Origin of the sequence: Paenibacillus sp. MCAF9 (assembly GCF_052114265.1) — a bacterium.
Classification (GTDB): domain Bacteria; phylum Bacillota; class Bacilli; order Paenibacillales; family Paenibacillaceae; genus Pristimantibacillus.
This window is the reverse complement of record NZ_JBFREL010000026.1, coordinates 1-19,302: the sequence shown is the minus strand read 5'-3', so window position 1 is coordinate 19,302 and position 19,302 is coordinate 1. Positions and strand designations below refer to the sequence as shown.

The window sequence follows — 19,302 nt, the reverse complement described above, 5'->3', positions numbered from 1 at the left end:
CAGCCTCTTTAGGCTATCTGAAACTCTTATTTACTCCAAATGCGTTGCAGGATAACTGCCGCTTCGGCGCGAGTGAGAGAGCTGTTCGGCGCTAGTTTGCCGCTCGATCCTTGCACGATACCGGCATTGACCAGTGCTGCAACGCTGTCTTTCGCGTAAGAAGCTACCGAAGCCTCGTCGCTGAACGCATCCAAAGTGCCGCCTGTCGGCAACGCTTTGCCTGCGGCTTTCGCCGCGCGCGCCGCGATGACCATCATGTCTTGACGCGAGATCTTGCTGTTTGGATCGAACAGATTGCTGCCCGTGCCTTGAATGATGCCGAGCTGCGCAGCGATCTTGACCGCTTCGTAGTAGTATGCGGAGGAATCCACGTCGGAGAACATCGTTACGGAAGCATTGTTACCTTTAAGCTCCAATGCGCGAACGAGCAGCGACAGGAAGTCCGCTCTCTTGATGGAAGCTTTCGGATCGTACGCGTTCTCACTCGTGCCGTTAATGATGCCACGAGATGCCATCGCTTCGATTGCTTTCTTCGCCCATGGTACGGACTGAAGATCTCCGAACGATTTCACGACGAATACAACTGCATAGATACTGAAGTGAGTCGTCGAGAATTTGACCGTACCGCTTGCTGCATCGTAGCGGGCATTCGGCACAGGTGTCGCTTTGCCGCTGCCGTCGATGTACCAGATGATGATGTGATCCGGGTTGCTTAGCTCTTCAGCCGTCGGCGTGTAAGGTACGGATACCGTTACAGGCGCGTTCGGGTTGTTCCAAGCGACAACGGAGTCGCCTGCCAAAACTTCGAGGCTAATGACCGGATGGTTACCGATTTGCTGGCGGAGATCATTGCTGAGTGCTTCAGTCGAGACCTTGCCCAAGCGAACCGATACGAACTCGGAGCTGCCGACTCTCGTGCCTGCCAGCATGTTGCCAGGAAGCTCGACCGTGCCGTTCACCGTCTTGATCACAAGTACTGTCGATCCGGAATCTTTCAGACTTTGAAGCGGCAATTGCACGTCGTATGAATTTGCGCCTGCTGTTGCAGGAATGTTGATCGTAACTTTTTTCTTGCCTGCAGCGTTAGTTACAGCTTGATCGAACGCTTTCTGTAGATTGGCGGCAGAGATGTTGGACGATGCCTTACCGTTATTCACAGTAACTTTTGGTGTGATCTGGCCATTTTCAGCCGGTTGTTCAGTCACCGGAGAAGGCGTGTCTGTACCGGGTTGAGGCGAAGCGTCGCTCGTTGTTGCAGTCACAACTGTGGATGCATCCGACACCAATTCCCCTTTAACTGCCTTCACGTAGTAATAGTACTTCGTCGAAGAGGTCAAATTCGTATCCGTGAATTCGGAAACCGGTACGCCGGAAGCGATTACCGTGAAAGAACCGGATTCGGACGTTCCGCGATATACCGAGAATATTACGCTCGTGTCTGAAGTGGTGTTCCAATTCAGCTTGATTGAGGATTGGCTTTGAGCATCAGCCTTCAATCCCGTAGGTGCCTCCAAAACCTCCTCAGGCGGCGTTACAACCAGAGGAATCGTCGTTGCATTTGCGACTGTGGATGCATCCGATACCAGTTCCCCTTTAACTGCCTTCACGTAGTAGTAGTACTTCGTTGAAGCATCCAGACCCGTATCCGTGAATTCGGAAACCGGTACGCCGGAAGCGATTACCGTGAACGAACCGGATTCGGACGTTCCACGATAGACGGAGAACGTTACGCTCGTGTCTGAAGTGGTGTTCCAATTCAACTTGATCGAGCTAGCGTTCACGGCAGAAGCCGTTACGTTCGCAGGCGCCACCGGTGGCGTTGCAGGAGGATTCTTACCGGAAAGCGTAAGCACTCCAAAAACGGACGTGTCTTGATAACCTTGGCCGGTCAAATCGTTCCATACGGCAACGCTCTGACGAGCACCGTTTTTACCATCGTTGATTTGCACGTCAAAGCCTAGCTTCATGTTGTTTTCCGGTGTGATCGATGTTAACGGTATTTTCATTTCTACCGTGTAGTTCGTTCCGGAAAGAGAGGTCGCTGACTCGAAACCAGCTGCTTTGCTTGATGGATTGAAAGATGCCTGGTTGTTATAGTTTACTCTGTATTGTCCATCATCCGATTGATAGGAAGCTGTCTTTCCATTATTCTCGTCTACGAACACTTCGACGGAATCTTGTTCATGCTCGTTAGGGCTAGTGCTGTCCAGTTCCGCATTACCAGTAACTTGGATTAGCATATACAGGTTGTGATCATCCCATAGCGCTCTGGCTACACCGCGTGCACCTTGCCAGGCCATCTGGAACTTCTGGATCGAGACTTCAGGCGCATCGCTCCAGATCGCGTCAATGGTACCGTCTATGACTGGCGTACCATATTTAGCGGAAGTTTGACTAGCGGTTGCCGAAGAAGGCGGGTGCTCCGCTATGAACTTGCTCGGATCGATAACGCCATAATAGGCTTGCTTTGCTTGCAGGTTGTTATCGAAGAGCAACGGCGGTTGTTCTTTTCTCCAGCTCGTCGAATCATTCAGACCCCAGAAGGTGACTCTTGCGATATTCGCGGCGTGCTCTTTGTAAATTTGGAATAGCTGCGCGTACAAGTAGCCTTGCGCGATTGCTTCCTTTTCGGTGATCGTGCCGCCGTTGCCGGCCGTTATGTCCAGTTCGGTAATGCTGACTTCAACGCCCAAGGAGATAAACCGCTCCAACGACGCTTTAACGTTGTCAGGCTTCGTGTTGACGTTGTAATGCGCCTGCATGCCGACGCCGTCGATCAGCTTCTTGCCAGGATGCGTAAGTGCGTACTTGTCGTTGAGCTCTTTGACCATATTGTAGATGGCCGTAGCTTTGTTCTGGTTATCATCGTTGTAATCATTGTAATAGAGCTTGATATCCCAAGACGGGTTCGCGTCAAGCACTTCTCTTGCCGCCAAGAACGCTTGTTCCACGTAATCGTTACCGATTGCCGTTTTCCAAGGAGAGGTGCGCAGGGCAGCAACCCAATCCGTCGGATTAGAGGGATTGTCGTTCATCGCTTCGTTGACGACGTCCCAAGAAATCAAATTGTTTCCATATTTTTCTGCGTAGTGCGTCATAACCGTTTGGATGTGCGTTCTCATATTGGCGAGTGCCTCGTCGCGGCTCAAAGGCGAACCGTTCGAAGTAGTCATCCATGCAGGCGTCTGCTGATGCCATACGAGCACATGGCCGTGTACTTTCATCCCTGCGGCGATCGCTTTATCGATAAGCGAATCCGCATAAGTGAAAGTACCTTTCACCGCCTGCGTTGCATCTGGTTTCATGGCGTTTTCCGCCGTTACGACATTATGATGCAATTTGAGAAGCTCCAGGCGAGTGCCATCGAAATCCGCCGCGGATACCGCGTTGCCGATCAAGAAATTGTCTTGATACTTTGTCTTGATTGGCGTCAAGTCTTTTTGTACGGAGATAGGGATCGAGCCCGTGTTCACAAAGCTGATATCGTCGATGTAGAAAGAAGCAGTCTTGTTGCTGGAGCTCTCGACGTAAATGGTCAAAAATTCGTCGCCTACGCTGGAGTAACGATAGGTGCCTTCAAGCTTCACCCAACCGTCGGCAGCATTCACGGTTTTTGCTTGTATGGTGTTGTAGCTGGCGGTGCTGCCGTTGCCGACTTGCGTGGACAACTGAAGCTGCGAGCTGGTCGGCGAGATCAGCTTGACCCATGCCGTTACTTTGTACTCGCTGCCTTTGTCTACGTTCTGCTCGACGCGAATCGTCGGACCGTGCCAAGAGTCTGTACGATCTGCTACTTTCAAAGCATAAGAACCGTTGTCGGTATGGTTGGCTTCATTCGTAACGGTCAACGTTTCTGTTTTAGCGCGGCCATCAAAGCCGCCCTGCGATTGATCCTCGAACGTAATAGTAGTGAATGGCACAGCTGGAGTTCTTGGAGGTTCGGCGCCAGGCGTAACGTCTTTAATTACGAATTCGTCCATATAGAAGTCGGCTTTCGCTGTGGCGGTTTCATCTGGACTGTAGACGTTAGCTTCGATCCAAACTAGGAATTCGGTCGTGCTGGCAGGTACTTCGTAGCCTTTCAGTTCGAACGTCTTCCAAGCGGAGTCCGTAACGGCTTGGTTGCCGATAATCCATGGGTAGTTATCCGTACCGTCGGATTTGACTTTCGCGCCTAAGTGATAGTTATCGGTTCCTTGAGCGGACCGGAGTTTGAACGAGATATCGTATTTATGACCGGATACCAACTTGCTGGTCAAATTGAGTGATACGGCGCTCTTTCTGTCCGAACGGTCCTTATACAGAAGCGATTTCGTTCCCTCGGATGCGTAGTCAGACGATACTACCGCAGTACCGGTGCCGTTCCATCCCAGATCCGTCCAACCGCCGAGCTGACCATCCTCAAAGCTTTGGGACAGGACGAGGAATCCTGGAGGAGGAGCTGCGCTTTTCTGGGTAATGACGATGTCGTCGATCGCGAAGCTTGTATTTTTACCGGCGTCTTCGGATTCGAAGTAGAGTTTAATTCCCGTAGCGGCGGTGTTATACGTATAAGTACCGCTCAGTTTCACCCAAGCACCGTCGGTGACCGTCGTCAACCCGATTACTTCCTTAAACTGGTCGTTGCCGGTTAATCCAGATTGCTCAATCGATGCCTTTAGCTGCGTAGAAGCCGCTCCGGTATCCAGCTTAGCGTAGGCGGAAATTTCGTATTCAGCGCCTTTTTCAAGCATATTCGTCAACACTAGGCTAGGCCCGTGGTAATTTTGGGCGCGTCCCGTCACGAGAAGCGCGTTCGATCCGGAGTGGGAGACAGCATTCGTTACGGTCGCCGTAGCGCCGTTGCCGGTCCACCCATTTATGCCGTTTTCGAATTTCTCGACAAGAACGGCCGGTTTGACGACTTTCACTTGGAAATCGTCGACGTAGAAGCTAGCAGTTTTACTGCTGCTGCTCTGTAAGTAGACTTGCAGGGCATTGGCGTTCATGTCGTATGTATACTCGCCTTTGACTTGTACCCAAGCATCGGCTGTTACCGTTGCCGCGGAGCCTGGATTCAGGTACTCATTGGCTGCCCCAGTCTGTTGAGCGCCGAATTGAATGGTCTCGGAGCCGGTCGTTCCCTCTTTGAGTTTAACCCATGCGGAAAGCTCGTAAACTGATTCCTTGTTCAGTTTGCCGGTGGCGGCGAGGTTAAAGCCCGGGCCGTTCCAGTTGTCTGTTCTTCCTTGCACTAAGAGACTGCCAGTTCCGCTATGAGCGGTATTGGTCGAAGCTGTTACCGTCTCGGTACCGCGCTTAAACCATCCTTGCGTGCCGTTCTCGAAGTCGTTCGAAACGACGACGTTCCCGATCGCTTCCGGTGTGGGAGACGTAGGTCCGCCGATCGCGGCTGCGAAGGTATTTAAAGTATCGTCTTTCTTAATGAGAATACGTCCCATCGCCAAGGCGTCGTCATCGCCGCTCCAGGCTTTGAAACCGACTTTAATTCCGTTCTCCGTCGCGGCTGCTTTTACGTCCGCGTTGTAGTTGCCGTAAGGATAGGCAAGAAGGATCGGATCTTTGCCAGTAATTCCTTTCAGGAACGTATTAGCGGATTGGATTTCCGCGGCCGCGGTCGCTTTGGTGATGCTAGTCGTCCACACGGCTTGATCATGCGTCTTTGTATGGTTTTGAAGACTGATGTTCGGGTTGTTTTTAAGCGTGTTCAATTGGCTCAGCGTCATTCCCCAAGAACCGATATTGTCCTGGATGACGAAAGATACCGCTTTCATATTGTACTGCGTCAATACTGGAAGCGCGTTTGTAATAAAGTCCGGTGTTGCGTCGTCGAACGTCAGCAGGATCGGTTTCGAAGGAGCGGTTGCCCCGTTCACGATAATGTCGACGTACTGTTCCGCGGATACGGTGGTATAGCCGTTATCGTTCAGATACTTCATTTGTTTTTTGAAGTTGGCTGTGCTGTATTGATAATCTCCGGATGGATTATCGGTGATTACATGGTACAGGATGACAGGTACCGTTGCGCTCGCTGCATTCACATTTGGAGCATACCAAATTTGCGGCACTAACAGTGCAGCGGCTAACAGTGATAGCAATAGCTGTTTGAAGCGTCTACTCATTTGATGTCCTTCCCCCTATAATGGATTTTGATGTCACCTAAAGCGCTTTCATTCTTGGTGTTGAATGGCTTCTCCTTCCCGTATCTTCAATTATAATGAGCGTTTTAATAGGGCGGCACCTAACGAAGTAGAGATTCTACTATAAAAATTAAAGAAGATATTAGATCCGAACATATGAACCACCAGCTAAATACAAATAAAAGGATATATGTAATAAATGAACATCATTCAGTAGTTATTGCTATTTCATTTTGAAAAATATGAAGGCTGTAACAGACCTCAACAAATGAGGATGGCGCGGAAACAACCTTCTCGCCATCCTCATTATTAGTTAATGAAACTTTTATTTACTCCAAATCCATTGCGGGATAACTGCCGATTCGGTGCGAGTGAGGAGGCACTCGGATCGTACGCGTTCTCGCTCGTGCCGTTGTTTTTATTAGCCTTATCGAATGCATTTTTCAACATCGCTTTTTTAACGACGTCCCACGAGATGATGTTCTGCGTGCTTCTCTTGTTTAACTTGCTAAAATGCGTGAGAACCACGTTAATATAGTCATTCATGTTTGTATACGTCCCAGCCTCGGTCAGTCCTGGGTTGGACGGAGTCAGGTCGGATTCAGAGATCTTAGCGTTGTTCAGCCACGGAATCGATTGGCTTTCCCAGACGAGCGTATGCCCATGTATTTTTAGGTCATTGTCGATCGCGCTTTGAATTTACGTGTATGCTTCTAATGGATCCTCTTCACCATCGCCAACCCCAAGCTCCCTAAGAGCCTCAGTATTAGCGATAAACTGCGGCAGAGTTACTGGTCAGCATGTTAGCTACACCTCTAGTACCACGTCCACTCAGCATGTTTGACGTTACAAAGAACCAAGCATTTGATTTCATTTTAGTAATTATGTAAAATAATTGCTGAATTTCAGCATACATACCTAAACTGTTCAAATGTTCTCAGTTAGGGATTTGAAATATCCAAGAAATAAAAAAACGGCATCTCTGCCGTTCTGATAATAAGGTATGGTGGAGCTAGGCGGAATGAACCGCCGACTGATCGTTGCCAGCGACCTATTCACTCCTATCTATAACCCCATATTTAGTAGTTAACTCGCCGTTTTTATGGGTGTTAAACTGGTAATGGTGTTCTCCCAGCTGAGCTAAGCCCCCGTGTTATTTCTTCACCTTACTCCGTCTTACTTTTAGGGTAGTGTAACCAACCAGCTCGTGCTCCCAACTGAGTTAAACCTAACAAAAATAGCTCATGCAATTTCAGCATGAGCTATTTCAAGTCTATTGTTTTGAAAATATTGTTTAGGCATTCAGATTGTATGTTTGCCGTACTAGTTTACTCATACCAATATTCGGGAATGATCTCCCTTTCCTTTTCCAACAACTCTTTAATAATTGAATCCGCATCATGTATGGAATTCACAAGCGGATCGGTCATCATCGCTCTTCTCAATTTCGTGAAGCTCCGTTCAACAACAGCCTCCGCAGTCAGTTCGTGCGTATCCAGCACCAGCTCCTGCATGCCCCGGATTCCCCTTGGCATTTCACCCACATGAAGCGGTTTAATTCCATCCGTGCTTACTTCGCTTAACAACTCAAGGAACGAGTCGTTATTCATGTTGGTCACCGCACCGTTATTGAGCGTATTAATAAAGAAACGCTTGTTCAAATTCCCCACCATGTTTTCGATAATATCCGTAGCGTGATCGGGTCCGAAAGATTTCATATAATCGGCGATAGGATTTTTCCCTGTGACGAAGTCATCCACTTGCCGCCACATTTCCTCATGCCGTTTATACCGGTCTTCCGTTTCCCAAATCGATAACGGCGGGATGGCGTCTTCCGTCTTGCCAAGTCCCTGCCAATACCGGACGTATTCTTTGGTATGGGCCGTACATGTTGGAATATACCCGAAAATGTTATAAAGCTCATAAGTGATTGCATCGTTATAAAGCGCCTTTGCTCCCCTATCTCCACCGTTGTTTTCCGTTCCTGCCGACCTCCTTAATGCCTCGGCAATCGGAGCCATAACATTCTTTCCGTCATACTCCGCCTTAAGCAGCCAGGTGAAATGATTGACACCGGCAACGCGGAAATCAAATTTCCGGTCGATCTCCTCATTGAATTCGCTTTGATCCTGAATGATACCCGCTCTAATCGCGTAGTAAGCTTTCTTGTTCGGCATGTGATGGGAGTCGCAAAGCGCAAAGGATTTAAGTTTCGGAGCATATCGGCTTAACGCGATCCCATGTACGGTAGATGGATTGATGTAATTGATAACCCACGCATCTGGACAAAGCTCCTCAATGTCTTTAGCGCATTCCATAATGACTGGCAGCTCTCTCATTGCCCTGAATATTCCGCCTGGACCGATGGTATCCCCAGAGCACATCCGAATTCCATATTTTAAAGAAACCTGGCAATCGATGCCACGGTATTTGACGGTATCCTCAGCAAAGCTGAGAACGACGAAATCAGCTCCCTTCAATACCTGTCTCCTATTCGTCGAGCCTTCCACTTTAAGAGATACATTGTTTTCCTTTGCAACCATTTCAGCGAGCCTTACCATCTTGGATAGTTTTTCTTCGTCAGTATCTACTAAAGAAAGTGTTCCGTTATTCAAATATTTAGAGTGAACCATTTGCCAGATTGACTGCCGCCCAAAGAAAAGACTCCCAGCACCAATGATAACTACCTTCGGTTGTGACACATTCGAATCCATCATGATCAATTCCTCCTAACTGGTTATAACCTAATTATAGGAGAATGGTTTAAAAGTAGAATATGAGATAGTTTGACCTTCATGTCAAATAGTACGAATATTTGTGATTAATAAATCCAGTGATATACTAAAATAATAAGAGAAATGTCTTCTGGTTAAGGAATGTAGAGGGATGCCAATGGATAAGAATATGACGGATATGGGAATTCTGAATGAATTGTCGGAATTGATCTCGCTTCGAATGAAATCGTTCTTTGAGCTTACCCACGACACAAAATGGATTGAACACAAGGCACATACCGACTATGATCTTTGGTTCGTTCAATCCGGAATCGTTACCATTACTATCGATGGTTTTGAACATACCGCAAACCCGGGAGATGTGGTCTTTTTTTACCCAGGGGTTCCCTATATGGCAGCAGCTAGTGATAAGGGGTGCCAGTTTATTTACACTCATTTCGATTTTGAAATCGGCAAACAGCAACGAATTCTAAACGATTTTCAGCTCTCGGGGATCATACCGCAAGAGCTGATCCGGGAAGAAGTCATTTTGTTCGGCAAAGCCTTTACGCAATCGAATTTATCACGAAGCATGCCAGGTAACCGTTTGTATTTAAAGGCTTGTCTGACGGCCGTTATTGCCAAAAGTATTGAACTCTACGGTCATGGCCAATATACCGGCTCATTTCTGAATGGGAGAACGTCAAGAAAAGTAGAGAGCACTTTGGACGTGTTGCAGCCGGTATTCAAATATGTTAATAACAATCTGCACAAATCTATTAAAATAAATGAGCTTGCAGCGTTTGTAGGCATATCAGAAAAATACTTTATCACTTATTTCAAGAAAGCCTTGGGCATTACTCCGGGACAATATATTTACCAGATTAAAATGAACAGGGCAAGAGACTATTTGAACGAAAAGAAATATACGATTCAACAAATTGCTAACCTTCTGGGTTATCCTGATCCGTTTACGTTTTCGAAATCTTTTAAAAAATACTATAACGTTGCACCTTCAAAGTTCGAGTAAAAAGCTGTCAGAGGACATGTCCCCAGACAGCTTTTCGCCTCCCGTTTCAGTTCAGGCACAAAAATAACTTGTTTCTCATTGACCCGATAGCGATCGCCGAGGTTCAAGCGTAATTTATATGAATATCATCAATAAATTGATAAGATGGGGATCCTTCATCAGCATCTAACTAAAATTAAAAAGCCATTTTGTTATGTGTTCTGGCTCTGTCCAATATCTCCACGCTTTTTCAATGGACTTAGAGAAAGATTTATATTTGCTCTAACTCTGCTTAAACGATGGGGAACCAACCTGGTATGCTTTTATAGTATTCCCACATCTGATCTGAAATCACCAGCTCTTTTTGATCTTCTTTTGATAAAGTGGTACGAATTTTTTCTTCTTCACCAGCTTCTACCTTCTGTACCCAATGCGGTTCCATAATCAGTTCCCGCCCTAAAGCGATTAAAGGTATCCCTGTTTCCAATGCTTTCATCACTTCATCGGGTGTGCGCAGCATCCCAACACCCATTACTGGAATTCGATCACCAACTCGATTATGAACCATTACACCACGCGATGTTTGATCATTTGCATCACGGATCGAGCCGTTCCAAAATGCTCCCACCGAAATGTGGAGGTAATCCAGTTGCTGATCAGCCAATCTGTCCACTAAATGCAACGTATCATCCATGGTGATACCCGGATTCTCCCTTTCTTCAGGAGATAGACGATAGCCGATGATGAAAGGTTTTTTTGCATGTTCCTTAACGGCTTTCTTAACTGCTTCTACAACAGCTAGCGGGAAAGCCATACGCTTTTCGAGCGTGCCTCCCCATTGATCCGTTCTTCGATTTGAGTGTGGAGAAAAGAATTGCTGAATTAAATACGTATTGGCACCATGAATTTCCACTCCATCGTATCCTGCTTCGATGGCTCTTCGAGTTGCTTCTCCAAAGGCCTTAACCATATCAGTTATCTCTTCAGCCGTCATTTCACGCGGTTCCACAGCATCCTCGCGTTCCGCTGCTACAGCACTTGGGGCAATGGGCTGAAGATCGGGCAGTAGCTCAGGCGGACACATTCTACCGCCATGAAAAATTTGCAAGATGGCCTTGGATCCTTTTTCTTGGATAGTTGTTGCTACCCGTTTTAGACTAGGAATTAAAGAATCAGAATCCGCTCCAAATTCGCCAGGGAACCCTTTTCCGTTTCTGGTTACGTAAGTGCATGCGGTAATCACGATGCCCACACCACCGGCACGCTCATGATAATAGGCAACTTCTTCATCTGAAACCTCACCATTTTCATGGGAAGCAGTATTGGTCATGGGTGCCATCACAATTCGGTTCTTTATTTCGATGCCAGAACGGAAAGTAAATGGTTTAAAAGCAACTTCAAATTTAGAATTCATGTTTGTATTTCTCCTTTTGTGTTATTCAGGTAGGTTAACGCTGCCTAAATATTTTCATTTCTAACTTGATTATCTTCAGCTTTGTTCGAGACCCGACTATAGCAGCACCATATCAAGTCAGAGAAACCAACGAGATAAAACAATTAACTTGATAACTATCCTCTGTGTATCCTACCATTTTTATGCTACCGACTAGCATGGTTTAGGTATGATGCTTACTAGTGGGTTACGGCTTGATGATATCTGCGAGGATTTCGTAGGAACGCAGGCGTGCCTCGTGGTCAAACACCTGGGCGATGACCATTATTTCGTCAGCTTGGGTATCGTTCAAGAAAGATTGCAGCTTTTCTTTCACCGTTCCAGGACTGCCGAAGATGGATGAGCCGAGCTGCTGCTCCAACGCTTGTTTCTCGTACTCACTCCATAAGCTGTCCATGCTGTCCACAGGCGGTTGCAGCTGCACTTCCTTGCCACGGATCAGGTTTAGAAATTGCTGCTGCAGCGTCGTTCCCAAACGGTTCGCTTCCTCATCCGTATCGGCGGCAATAACGTTGACGCCGACCATCGCGTATGGCTTCTCCAGTACTTTCGAAGGCTTGAAAGAACGCCGATATAATTCCATCGCCGGCACGGTGTTGCCGGGCGAGAAGTGACTAGCGTAAGCAAACGGCAGACCGAGCTGACCGGCCAGCTGTGCGCTGTACCCGCTGGAGCCGAGCAGCCAGATGGGAATAGTTAGGCCCTCCCCGGGGATCGCCTTGACATGCATAGTGCCTGATGCTAACGAGGGATCGAAATAGGCCCGCAGCTCATCCAATTGCTCATCGAAATCCTGGCCGTCATTCCTGCCGTCGCGACGCAGCGCGCGAGCGGTACGCTGATCAGTACCGGGTGCCCGTCCAAGACCGAGATCGATGCGTCCCGGGAACAGTGATTCAAGCGTCCCGAACTGCTCCGCGATCACTAGCGGCGAATGATTGGGAAGCATGATACCACCTGAGCCTACCCGGATTGTGGATGTGCCAGCCGCCACATGGGAGATCACAACGGAAGTGGCGGAGCTGGCGATAAAAGGCATATTATGGTGTTCCGCGAGCCAGTATCGGTTATAACCCCACTTCTCTGCATGCTGGGCAAGGACCAGTGTGTTGCGAAATGACTCGGCTGGACTGCCGCCGGCGACAATAGGAGATAGATCTAGCACGGAGAATGGTATATCACTCAGTCTTTTGTTTGTTTTATTTGCAGACATATCGTCTTCCTCTTTTCATAATTGTTATTTTGCCGCGTTCGCCAAAATTTCATAAGAACGCAAACGGGCCTCATGATCGAAGATTTCGGTGTGCGCCATGATTTCATCCGCCCCGGTTGCAGTCCGTTGACGGATTAGATTTGTAGCCCCATTGTTCGGCTTTCTTTGCCAAAAGAAGGGTATTGGCAAGTGACTGTTCAGCCGAACCACCTTCAATGATAGGTGAGGGATCGAGCACGGATAATGGCGTATTCGCAATGTTTGACATGATGGCATATTTCCTTTATTCATTATTGTGTGAGATTCATGTTGTAATGGTCATCTGATGGGTAGGGAAATAAGGCAATACCTCTTCACCCAGCTCCTGGATGACCTCCTCCGGAGGACGCCAGGAAAAATACAGGACAAAAGCGAGATGGTTGACGCCTATTCGCTGAAATCTATGAAGCAACTCCACCAAATGATGGCGTCCGAGACGATAGCCTAATGGAATTTCCTCCGGTGAATCATCAGGATTTTCCGATAAATCAATAAATAAAGTTTGAGAGAATGGTTTAAATACGCCGGGCGCTTTCATCTCCGTCAATGTGCGATAATCCCGGATAAGCATTTCCTGTTTATCAATACTTCTGGGGTACTGTATCCAACCATCGCCATGTTCAGCAATCCAATTCATGGATTGTTGGCTGAATCCCGTCACCATCGTCGGAATTGCTGTTACGGGACGGGGAATCAACTGCATATCACTGCCGTCAAAAACGCCTAGGTTCGATTCAATCGCTGCATTCTCATTCCGCAGTAGCCCGTCAAGAAATTCATAGCTCTCCCGGAAGAGCTCACCTCTATCCTCTCTTTGGACTCCCAAAGCCGTAAAATCCATTTCGCGATCCCCCGAAGCTACACCCATAATCAATCGGTTCGGAAACAAGCGGTGTATCGATGCGGCTTCCTTTGCAACCCGGACCGGGTGACGTAACGGAAGGACGACACCCGCAGTCCCTAACACGATTTCTTTTGTATGCGCGGCGAGATAAGTTAAATAAATCCATAAATCATACATTTGGCCATTATCGTCTATGTGAAGATTCTGCATGGTTACATCCCGCAGCCAAAGTGCAGCAAATCCATAATCTTCGATTTTGCGAGCAAGATGCAGCTGATTCTCCATGTGCGGCGTCTTTGTCATCTTTTCGGTTGGTAACACAAACCCAAGCGTCAACTTATTTTTCTGATACATTTTAGGGTATCCGTCATACTCCAACTGCTTGCCCACCTTAATCATTTGTAATTACTAATTCCTGTTCCTTTATATTGGCTTTTGGTCCTAAAATTTCTGGATTAAACTCCCGCAGAGGCTGCTCTGTCAGGATGCGCTGAGGCCAGTCATGGTTGGCAAGCGCTCCTTTACCCAAGGTAATAAGATCAGCATCACCACGCATCAATAACTGTTCCGCTTTATCAGGATCTTCGAGATTGCCATTCGCCATCACTGGTACAGTACCGAATTTCTTAGCCAATGCGGCAAGTGTAAGTTCAGTTCCTTCAAATGCCGGCCGAGTCGCATCATATTCGGTTACATGGATATAATCCAGGCCCGCCCTGCTCAAACTTGAAAAAATGATTTCGGCATCCTTTTCGGCCCCAGCCCATTTATGATAGTAATCACTGACTTTCCCTTGAGAGATACGGATTCCTACGACAAAATCAGTCCCAACCGCTTCACGCACTGCGTTAGCGACCTCAATCAGAATACGGATCCGGTTCTCTGTTGAACCTCCATATTCATCCGTTCTTTCATTCATATAATCCGTCAGGAACTCATCAAGCAAATAGCCGTTGGCACCATGGATTTCCACGCCATCGAACCCTGCTTCTTTTGCCCTCTTGGCCGCTTCCGCAAAACCATGAACAACCTCTTGGATGTCTTCTTTTGTCATTTGTTTTGGTTTCTTGTAAGGTCCCTCCCCGACATAGAACGGAAGCTGTTCACCTTTTGCTGTTAAGTCAGAGGGCGCGATGATCTCGCTCTTATAACGATTTCCTTGTGACTGCGCACCTGCATGCATCAATTGGACAATGATCTTTGATCCGGCTTGATGAACCGCCCCGGTTACTTTTCTCCATGCATCGATATGCTTCTCATTTGCAATTCCTGACTGGTTCAGATACCCTTGGCTATACATTTCATCGGGATAGACGCCTTCCGTGATCAAGAATCCAAAACCGCCCTTTACAAAGCTTTCATAATAATTCATCATGATTTTGGTTGCTTGCCCGTCTTCAGATGCGCTAATTCTGGTCATTGGCGCTACACCAATACGATTCTTTAGTTTCAGTTTACCAATCTGTATATCAGACAAAAGACGGGGAAATTTATTTAGGTGAGCAGCTGTTTTCATGTCGATTTCTCCTTTAAATTTGGTTGGTATTGTTTAACAAATTATGCCCCATATTTGGATAATTCATTTGTATATCTATATATCTATTTTTATCGATATATTAGGAAATTAGATACATGGAAGATATCCAATGCAGGGTATCAGCCATGTATGCCTGTATCCGGTCCTATAAATCATCTTTCATAAAAACAGCCAATTCTTGAATAGCCTCTTCGTTTCTTTTGTAATACGTCCATTGACCATAGCGGTTCGCTTGTAACAAACCGGCCCTTTGAAGCAGTAAAAGGTACTGAGAAACGGTCGATTGAGATAACCCTGCCTTTTCCTGAATGTGGCTGACACAAACCCCGATTTTTTTACTGTCACCGCCCTCTTGCGTGGGAAAGTGTTTCTCAGGTTCCTTTAACCAATCGAGAATATTCAAGCGTGTTTCATTCGCCAGTGCCTTAAAGATGAGTATTGGGTTCATGACAATTATTATATCGTTAAATCTCGATATGTCAATGCATTGTGATGCCATAGTTGAAAATACTGTTCTCAGTCCCTTTGTATACCTGTCACCTATTGTTGTGTCAGTCTCCCTCTCGAAAATCCTATCTTTATTAATGATTACCAACACAATTGAAATCTTACAACAAAATGCTGGTCTAATTCTATTTTAGAGCAGTGTATATTACCCATAGAACTAATACCTTCGAGTCATACTGGCACATCTCATTTATTGATTTAGTAGCATCCGTCTCCCTTAATTATTAAATAAACAGATTGCTTTATCCGATCCACGGTTGAAGACAGTCGGCGTAATTTCAACTTTCTCCAATTTAACCAGCAGTGATTTGACTATTTTGGATATTTCCGGCGGCATTGTTGCCGAGAAGAATAGAGTTTGTTTTTTGCCGGGCATTTTTGTAATGATTTTCTTCACATTAATAAAGCCCATATCCAGCATTCTGTCGGCTTCATCAAACATTAATATTTGGACATATTATAAATCAATACATTTTTGATTGATTAAATCGATGAGTCTGCCTGGAGTTGCAATAACAATATCCGCACCTAGTGTAGTATAGTTATCTTTGCTTAAAGCTTTTAAAAATCGCAGGTATAATATTCAACTCCTTAAATGTCATTTTGTCTCCTTCATTTATATATATTAATCACGCAACTTTTAACATTTCCTGTATTGTCTCCACAAACCATTCCTTTCCGTCATAACACTTTAGGATAATACAATAGAGAGCAAGAAAAGAAGCGGAATCTTACCCGCTCCATTCATGGATGTACGAATGCCTATGATGACGGGATCGAATGCATACCTAAAGCGCATAATTCATATCATGTATCGAATCAGTCGAGAGGGAGAGGACGCAGATGTTGAAAATCACTCTAGAAGTCGCCAAAGTGTTGATTCAAGCAGCGGAACTCCGGGCAAGGGAGCTCGGGATCGCGGAAGTGATCGCCATCTTAGACGATGGCGGGAATTTCGTTGCTTCTCATCGGATGGACCATGCCTGGCTGGCCAGTGTCGACATCGCCCATAATAAGGCTTGGACGGCGGTCGCGCTAAAAATGCCCACGGCGAGCCTTGCTCCGTTGGCGGTCCCGAGCGGGGAGCTGTACGGGATCAATACGACCAACCACGGACGCGTTGTCGTGTTCGGAGGGGGGATTCCGTTGTCGTTCGATGGGAGAATCGTCGGGGCGGTCGGCGCAAGCGGCAGTACGGTCGCAAACGACATTAAAGTTGCGGAAGCAGCGGTACGGGCTTTCGAAACCTATCCGAAGGCACGGATCGGGTCTTCTGGGAGCTTGCTGTAAACCAGGCGGCTTTAGCCCTATAACGAAACTAGGTCCCGCGAATATTAGCGAAAAATCAGCTAAACACTTGGGGCTGTCCCTCAGGGTATAATACCCCGTGGCACAGCCCCTCTTCTCATGCCATCATTTAAGGCTTCAGGACGAATTTAATGCATTCGTCCGCATGGTTGTAAAAGGTGTTGTACGCGTTATGCGCCTGATCGAGCGGCACTTTATGTGTGATGATCTCCGTCGGATCAAACTCGCCTGCCATAATTTTTTGATACAGCATCGGCATGTAATGAATCACGGGCGCCTGTCCCATGGTCAGCTTCACGTTTCGTTCCCAAATGTTTCCGAACATGAACTGGTTGTATTTAGAACCGTATACCCCCGTAATCTGAATCGTGCCGAATTTCCGCACCGCATTCATCGCGATGTTGATCGGGCTGAGCGTTCCGCCAACCAGCTTGGCCTTCTGCTCTTCTTGCTCCAATGGCGTCTTCTTGCCGTCCATTCCGACGCAATCGATGACGACATCCGCACCCCCGCCCGTTATTTCTTTTATATGGAGCCCCATGTCTTGGAAATCTTCAAAGTTGAAGATTTCGACTTTATTCATTTTTTTGGCATGGTTCAGCCGGTACGGGATATTGTCGATCGCGATGACCCGTTTGGCCCCTTTCATCCACGCGAATTTTTGCGCCATCAAGCCGACTGGGCCGCAGCCAAGCACCACCACGGTATCCCCCTGCTTCACGCCGCCGTTGTCCACGCTCCAATAGGCCGTTGGCAACACGTCGGACATGAACAGGAGCTTCTCGTCCTCCAGTTCGCATGATTCCGGAATAACGAACGGCATGAAATTGCCATACGGCACGTACAGCAATTCGGCTTGTCCGCCTAAGTACCCCCCGTAACGTTCCGTAAACCCGAAGTAGCCGCCCGTATCTACTTGGGGATTCGGGTTGGAGTTATCGCATTGGCTCTCCATGTCGTGTTGGCAGTAATGACAATTGCCGCAAGAAACATTAAACGGCAGAACAACCCGGTCGCCTTTCTTGACCCTTGTTACCTCGGGGCCTACATCTTCGACGATCCCCATCGGTTCATGTCCGACCACATACCCGGCTTGAGCTTGGATCGCTCCTTGGTAGATGTGAAGATCGGAACCGCATATGGCGGTCGAGGTGATTCTGACGATAATACCGTCTTTTTTCTGAATCGTCGGATCCGCAACCTGTTTCACTTGCATGTTATTTATGCCTTGGAAAGTTACAGCCTTCATAATCGCCCTCCTGTTATGACATGCCTTGAATTTGCATGCATCCTTCTATTATGGAATTGGAGAGTAAGGATCATACATTCGATGTACGGTATTTTCGACAGCCGCGGAGTGGATTCCCCTGATCTCCTTGACACATAGATAAGACCAAAGAATCACCTAGATTGTAGTTCGTACTCCAGAGGCGTTTTATAACCGAGAGCGGAGTGTATGCGTTTGGTGTTATAAACATTTCGATATATTCAAAAACAACACGTTTCGCTTCCCCTGCGGTAGAAAACCCTCCTTGATTCATTAGTTCGCGTTTTCATGTTTTTATGTCGCCAAATACAGAAAACCACCGGTCTGCAAAGGGAGTGAAGTAAGAGACAGGGCGTAGTCGAACTATTTCCCCACCTCTCCTTCCAGAACCGGACTTGCGCCTCTCAGCGCATCCGGCTCTCCATTTAAGTGTTGCTCAAAGCAAAGGCGACTTCATCATAATAGGACTCAATTGCGCGGTGTTTCTCTGAATGCAGAATGTATGTGTTTTCGGCCTGATTTCGCCATGTGAACCACCTTTTGCGTCTTTCTGCCTTCTTCTAGCACTTGTAAGACAGCTTCCACTTTAAAGGCCTTGTCGTACTTTCTTCGTTTCAAAACAAACAACCCCTTTACACAAGTTAATCTTGTGTAAAGAGGTTTGTGGGAAGTCCAGATGCTGGCCTTGTACTCTATTAAATTAAGAGATATGTCCACTGTTCATTACTACATTTTTCTACAAAAATGTTCAACTTCCTTTTCATGCTCTAATAAAATAAAAACTCAAGCAAGATTCTCTTAAGTTTCGTAATATTTGTTTTATGGTGAATGCGGCTCTCAAAAATGCTACATCCTCACGAGCAACACACAGCACTCCACATGACTTGTCTGTCCCATTGCTCATGATTCCCTGCATTCTAGTCAAATTTACAATCTTTAAGAGGAATGACTTTGGTCTTGTACACAAATTTATAGCCTAGCCATACACCTAAAAATAACGGAATTCCGATATAGGAAACAAGCACGCCATACCAATCGATCGTTTCTCCAGTGAAAGCTTTAAAGTTCTGGCCGATAATAACGAACATGCATAATGCAAAGGCAAAAAGTGGACCTAAAGGGCAATGTCATTAAGTTAAGGTGTAAGTTCAATAGAATGCAAAAGAGCAGGTTATCAAAAAGATAGCCTGCTCTTTTTTTGCCCAAATGAGGAAAAAGAACTTGACAGGCGATTGTAAGTGTGTGGCGAAGCCCCTTGAAAAAACGAGGAG

Annotated in this window: 13 protein-coding genes and 2 pseudogenes; 2 read left to right on the top strand and 13 right to left on the bottom strand. The window is 46.8% G+C overall.

Annotation, left to right across the window (positions count from 1 at the left end; genetic code table 11):
• Positions 1-26: 26 nt before the first annotated feature.
• From AB4Z45_RS25800 to AB4Z45_RS25790, 3 genes are all read right to left on the bottom strand, one after another.
• Entirely contained in the window at positions 27-6,122 is a 6,096-nt protein-coding gene (locus tag AB4Z45_RS25800; RefSeq protein ID WP_441912445.1) for an endo-1,4-beta-xylanase, read from the bottom strand.
• A 327-nt stretch (positions 6,123-6,449) separates the two neighbouring features.
• A complete protein-coding gene (locus AB4Z45_RS25795) occupies positions 6,450-6,827 on the bottom strand; it encodes an endo-1,4-beta-xylanase (protein WP_441912485.1) in 378 nt (125 codons plus the stop codon).
• Between the two features lie 641 nt (positions 6,828-7,468).
• On the bottom strand, positions 7,469-8,857 hold the full coding sequence (locus AB4Z45_RS25790; protein WP_441912444.1) for a family 4 glycosyl hydrolase: 1,389 nt from the start codon (positions 8,855-8,857) through the stop codon (positions 7,469-7,471).
• 175 nt (positions 8,858-9,032) lie between these two features.
• Between AB4Z45_RS25790 and AB4Z45_RS25785 the strand changes: the two genes are divergently transcribed.
• Positions 9,033-9,884 carry an AraC family transcriptional regulator gene (locus AB4Z45_RS25785; protein ID WP_441912443.1) on the top strand — a complete coding sequence of 284 codons (852 nt, stop codon included), beginning with the start codon at positions 9,033-9,035 and terminating at the stop codon, positions 9,882-9,884.
• 271 nt (positions 9,885-10,155) lie between these two features.
• On the opposite strand, the gene AB4Z45_RS25780 is transcribed toward AB4Z45_RS25785, so the two are convergent.
• From AB4Z45_RS25780 to AB4Z45_RS25750, 7 genes and pseudogenes are all read right to left on the bottom strand, one after another.
• The gene (locus AB4Z45_RS25780) at positions 10,156-11,277 is read right to left on the bottom strand and encodes an NADH-dependent flavin oxidoreductase (RefSeq protein ID WP_441912442.1); all 1,122 of its coding nucleotides are present in this window, start codon (positions 11,275-11,277) and stop codon (positions 10,156-10,158) included.
• Between the two features lie 226 nt (positions 11,278-11,503).
• Positions 11,504-12,529, bottom strand: a complete 1,026-nt coding sequence (locus AB4Z45_RS25775; RefSeq protein ID WP_441912441.1) for an LLM class flavin-dependent oxidoreductase — start codon at positions 12,527-12,529, stop codon at positions 11,504-11,506.
• 103 nt (positions 12,530-12,632) lie between these two features.
• The gene (locus tag AB4Z45_RS25770; protein ID WP_441912440.1) at positions 12,633-12,797 is read right to left on the bottom strand and encodes a hypothetical protein; all 165 of its coding nucleotides are present in this window, start codon (positions 12,795-12,797) and stop codon (positions 12,633-12,635) included.
• 36 nt (positions 12,798-12,833) lie between these two features.
• Positions 12,834-13,811 (bottom strand): TIGR03571 family LLM class oxidoreductase, encoded by a 978-nt coding sequence (locus AB4Z45_RS25765; RefSeq protein ID WP_441912439.1) that lies wholly within the window; start codon positions 13,809-13,811, stop codon positions 12,834-12,836.
• On the bottom strand, positions 13,804-14,928 hold the full coding sequence (locus tag AB4Z45_RS25760; protein ID WP_441912438.1) for an NADH:flavin oxidoreductase: 1,125 nt from the start codon (positions 14,926-14,928) through the stop codon (positions 13,804-13,806). The genes AB4Z45_RS25765 and AB4Z45_RS25760 overlap by 8 nt, the downstream gene beginning before the upstream one ends.
• 166 nt (positions 14,929-15,094) lie before the next feature.
• Complete coding sequence (locus tag AB4Z45_RS25755; RefSeq protein ID WP_441912437.1) at positions 15,095-15,397, bottom strand: ArsR/SmtB family transcription factor; 303 nt, start codon at positions 15,395-15,397, stop codon at positions 15,095-15,097.
• A gap of 272 nt (positions 15,398-15,669) precedes the next feature.
• A pseudogene (locus tag AB4Z45_RS25750) lies at positions 15,670-15,985 on the bottom strand (DEAD/DEAH box helicase); the annotation flags it as partial.
• Between the two features lie 314 nt (positions 15,986-16,299).
• On the opposite strand from AB4Z45_RS25750, the gene AB4Z45_RS25745 reads away from it, so the two are divergent.
• The gene (locus AB4Z45_RS25745; RefSeq protein ID WP_441912436.1) at positions 16,300-16,746 is read left to right on the top strand and encodes a GlcG/HbpS family heme-binding protein; all 447 of its coding nucleotides are present in this window, start codon (positions 16,300-16,302) and stop codon (positions 16,744-16,746) included.
• A gap of 127 nt (positions 16,747-16,873) precedes the next feature.
• On the opposite strand, the gene AB4Z45_RS25740 is transcribed toward AB4Z45_RS25745, so the two are convergent.
• From AB4Z45_RS25740 to AB4Z45_RS25730, 3 genes and pseudogenes are all read right to left on the bottom strand, one after another.
• Complete coding sequence (locus AB4Z45_RS25740; RefSeq protein ID WP_441912435.1) at positions 16,874-18,013, bottom strand: zinc-dependent alcohol dehydrogenase; 1,140 nt, start codon at positions 18,011-18,013, stop codon at positions 16,874-16,876.
• Positions 18,014-18,165: 152 nt separating this feature from the next.
• On the bottom strand, positions 18,166-18,252 hold the full coding sequence (locus AB4Z45_RS25735; RefSeq protein ID WP_441912484.1) for an IS3 family transposase: 87 nt from the start codon (positions 18,250-18,252) through the stop codon (positions 18,166-18,168).
• A 696-nt stretch (positions 18,253-18,948) separates the two neighbouring features.
• Positions 18,949-19,152, bottom strand: a pseudogene (locus AB4Z45_RS25730) (amino acid permease); the annotation flags it as partial.
• Positions 19,153-19,302 lie beyond the last annotated feature (150 nt).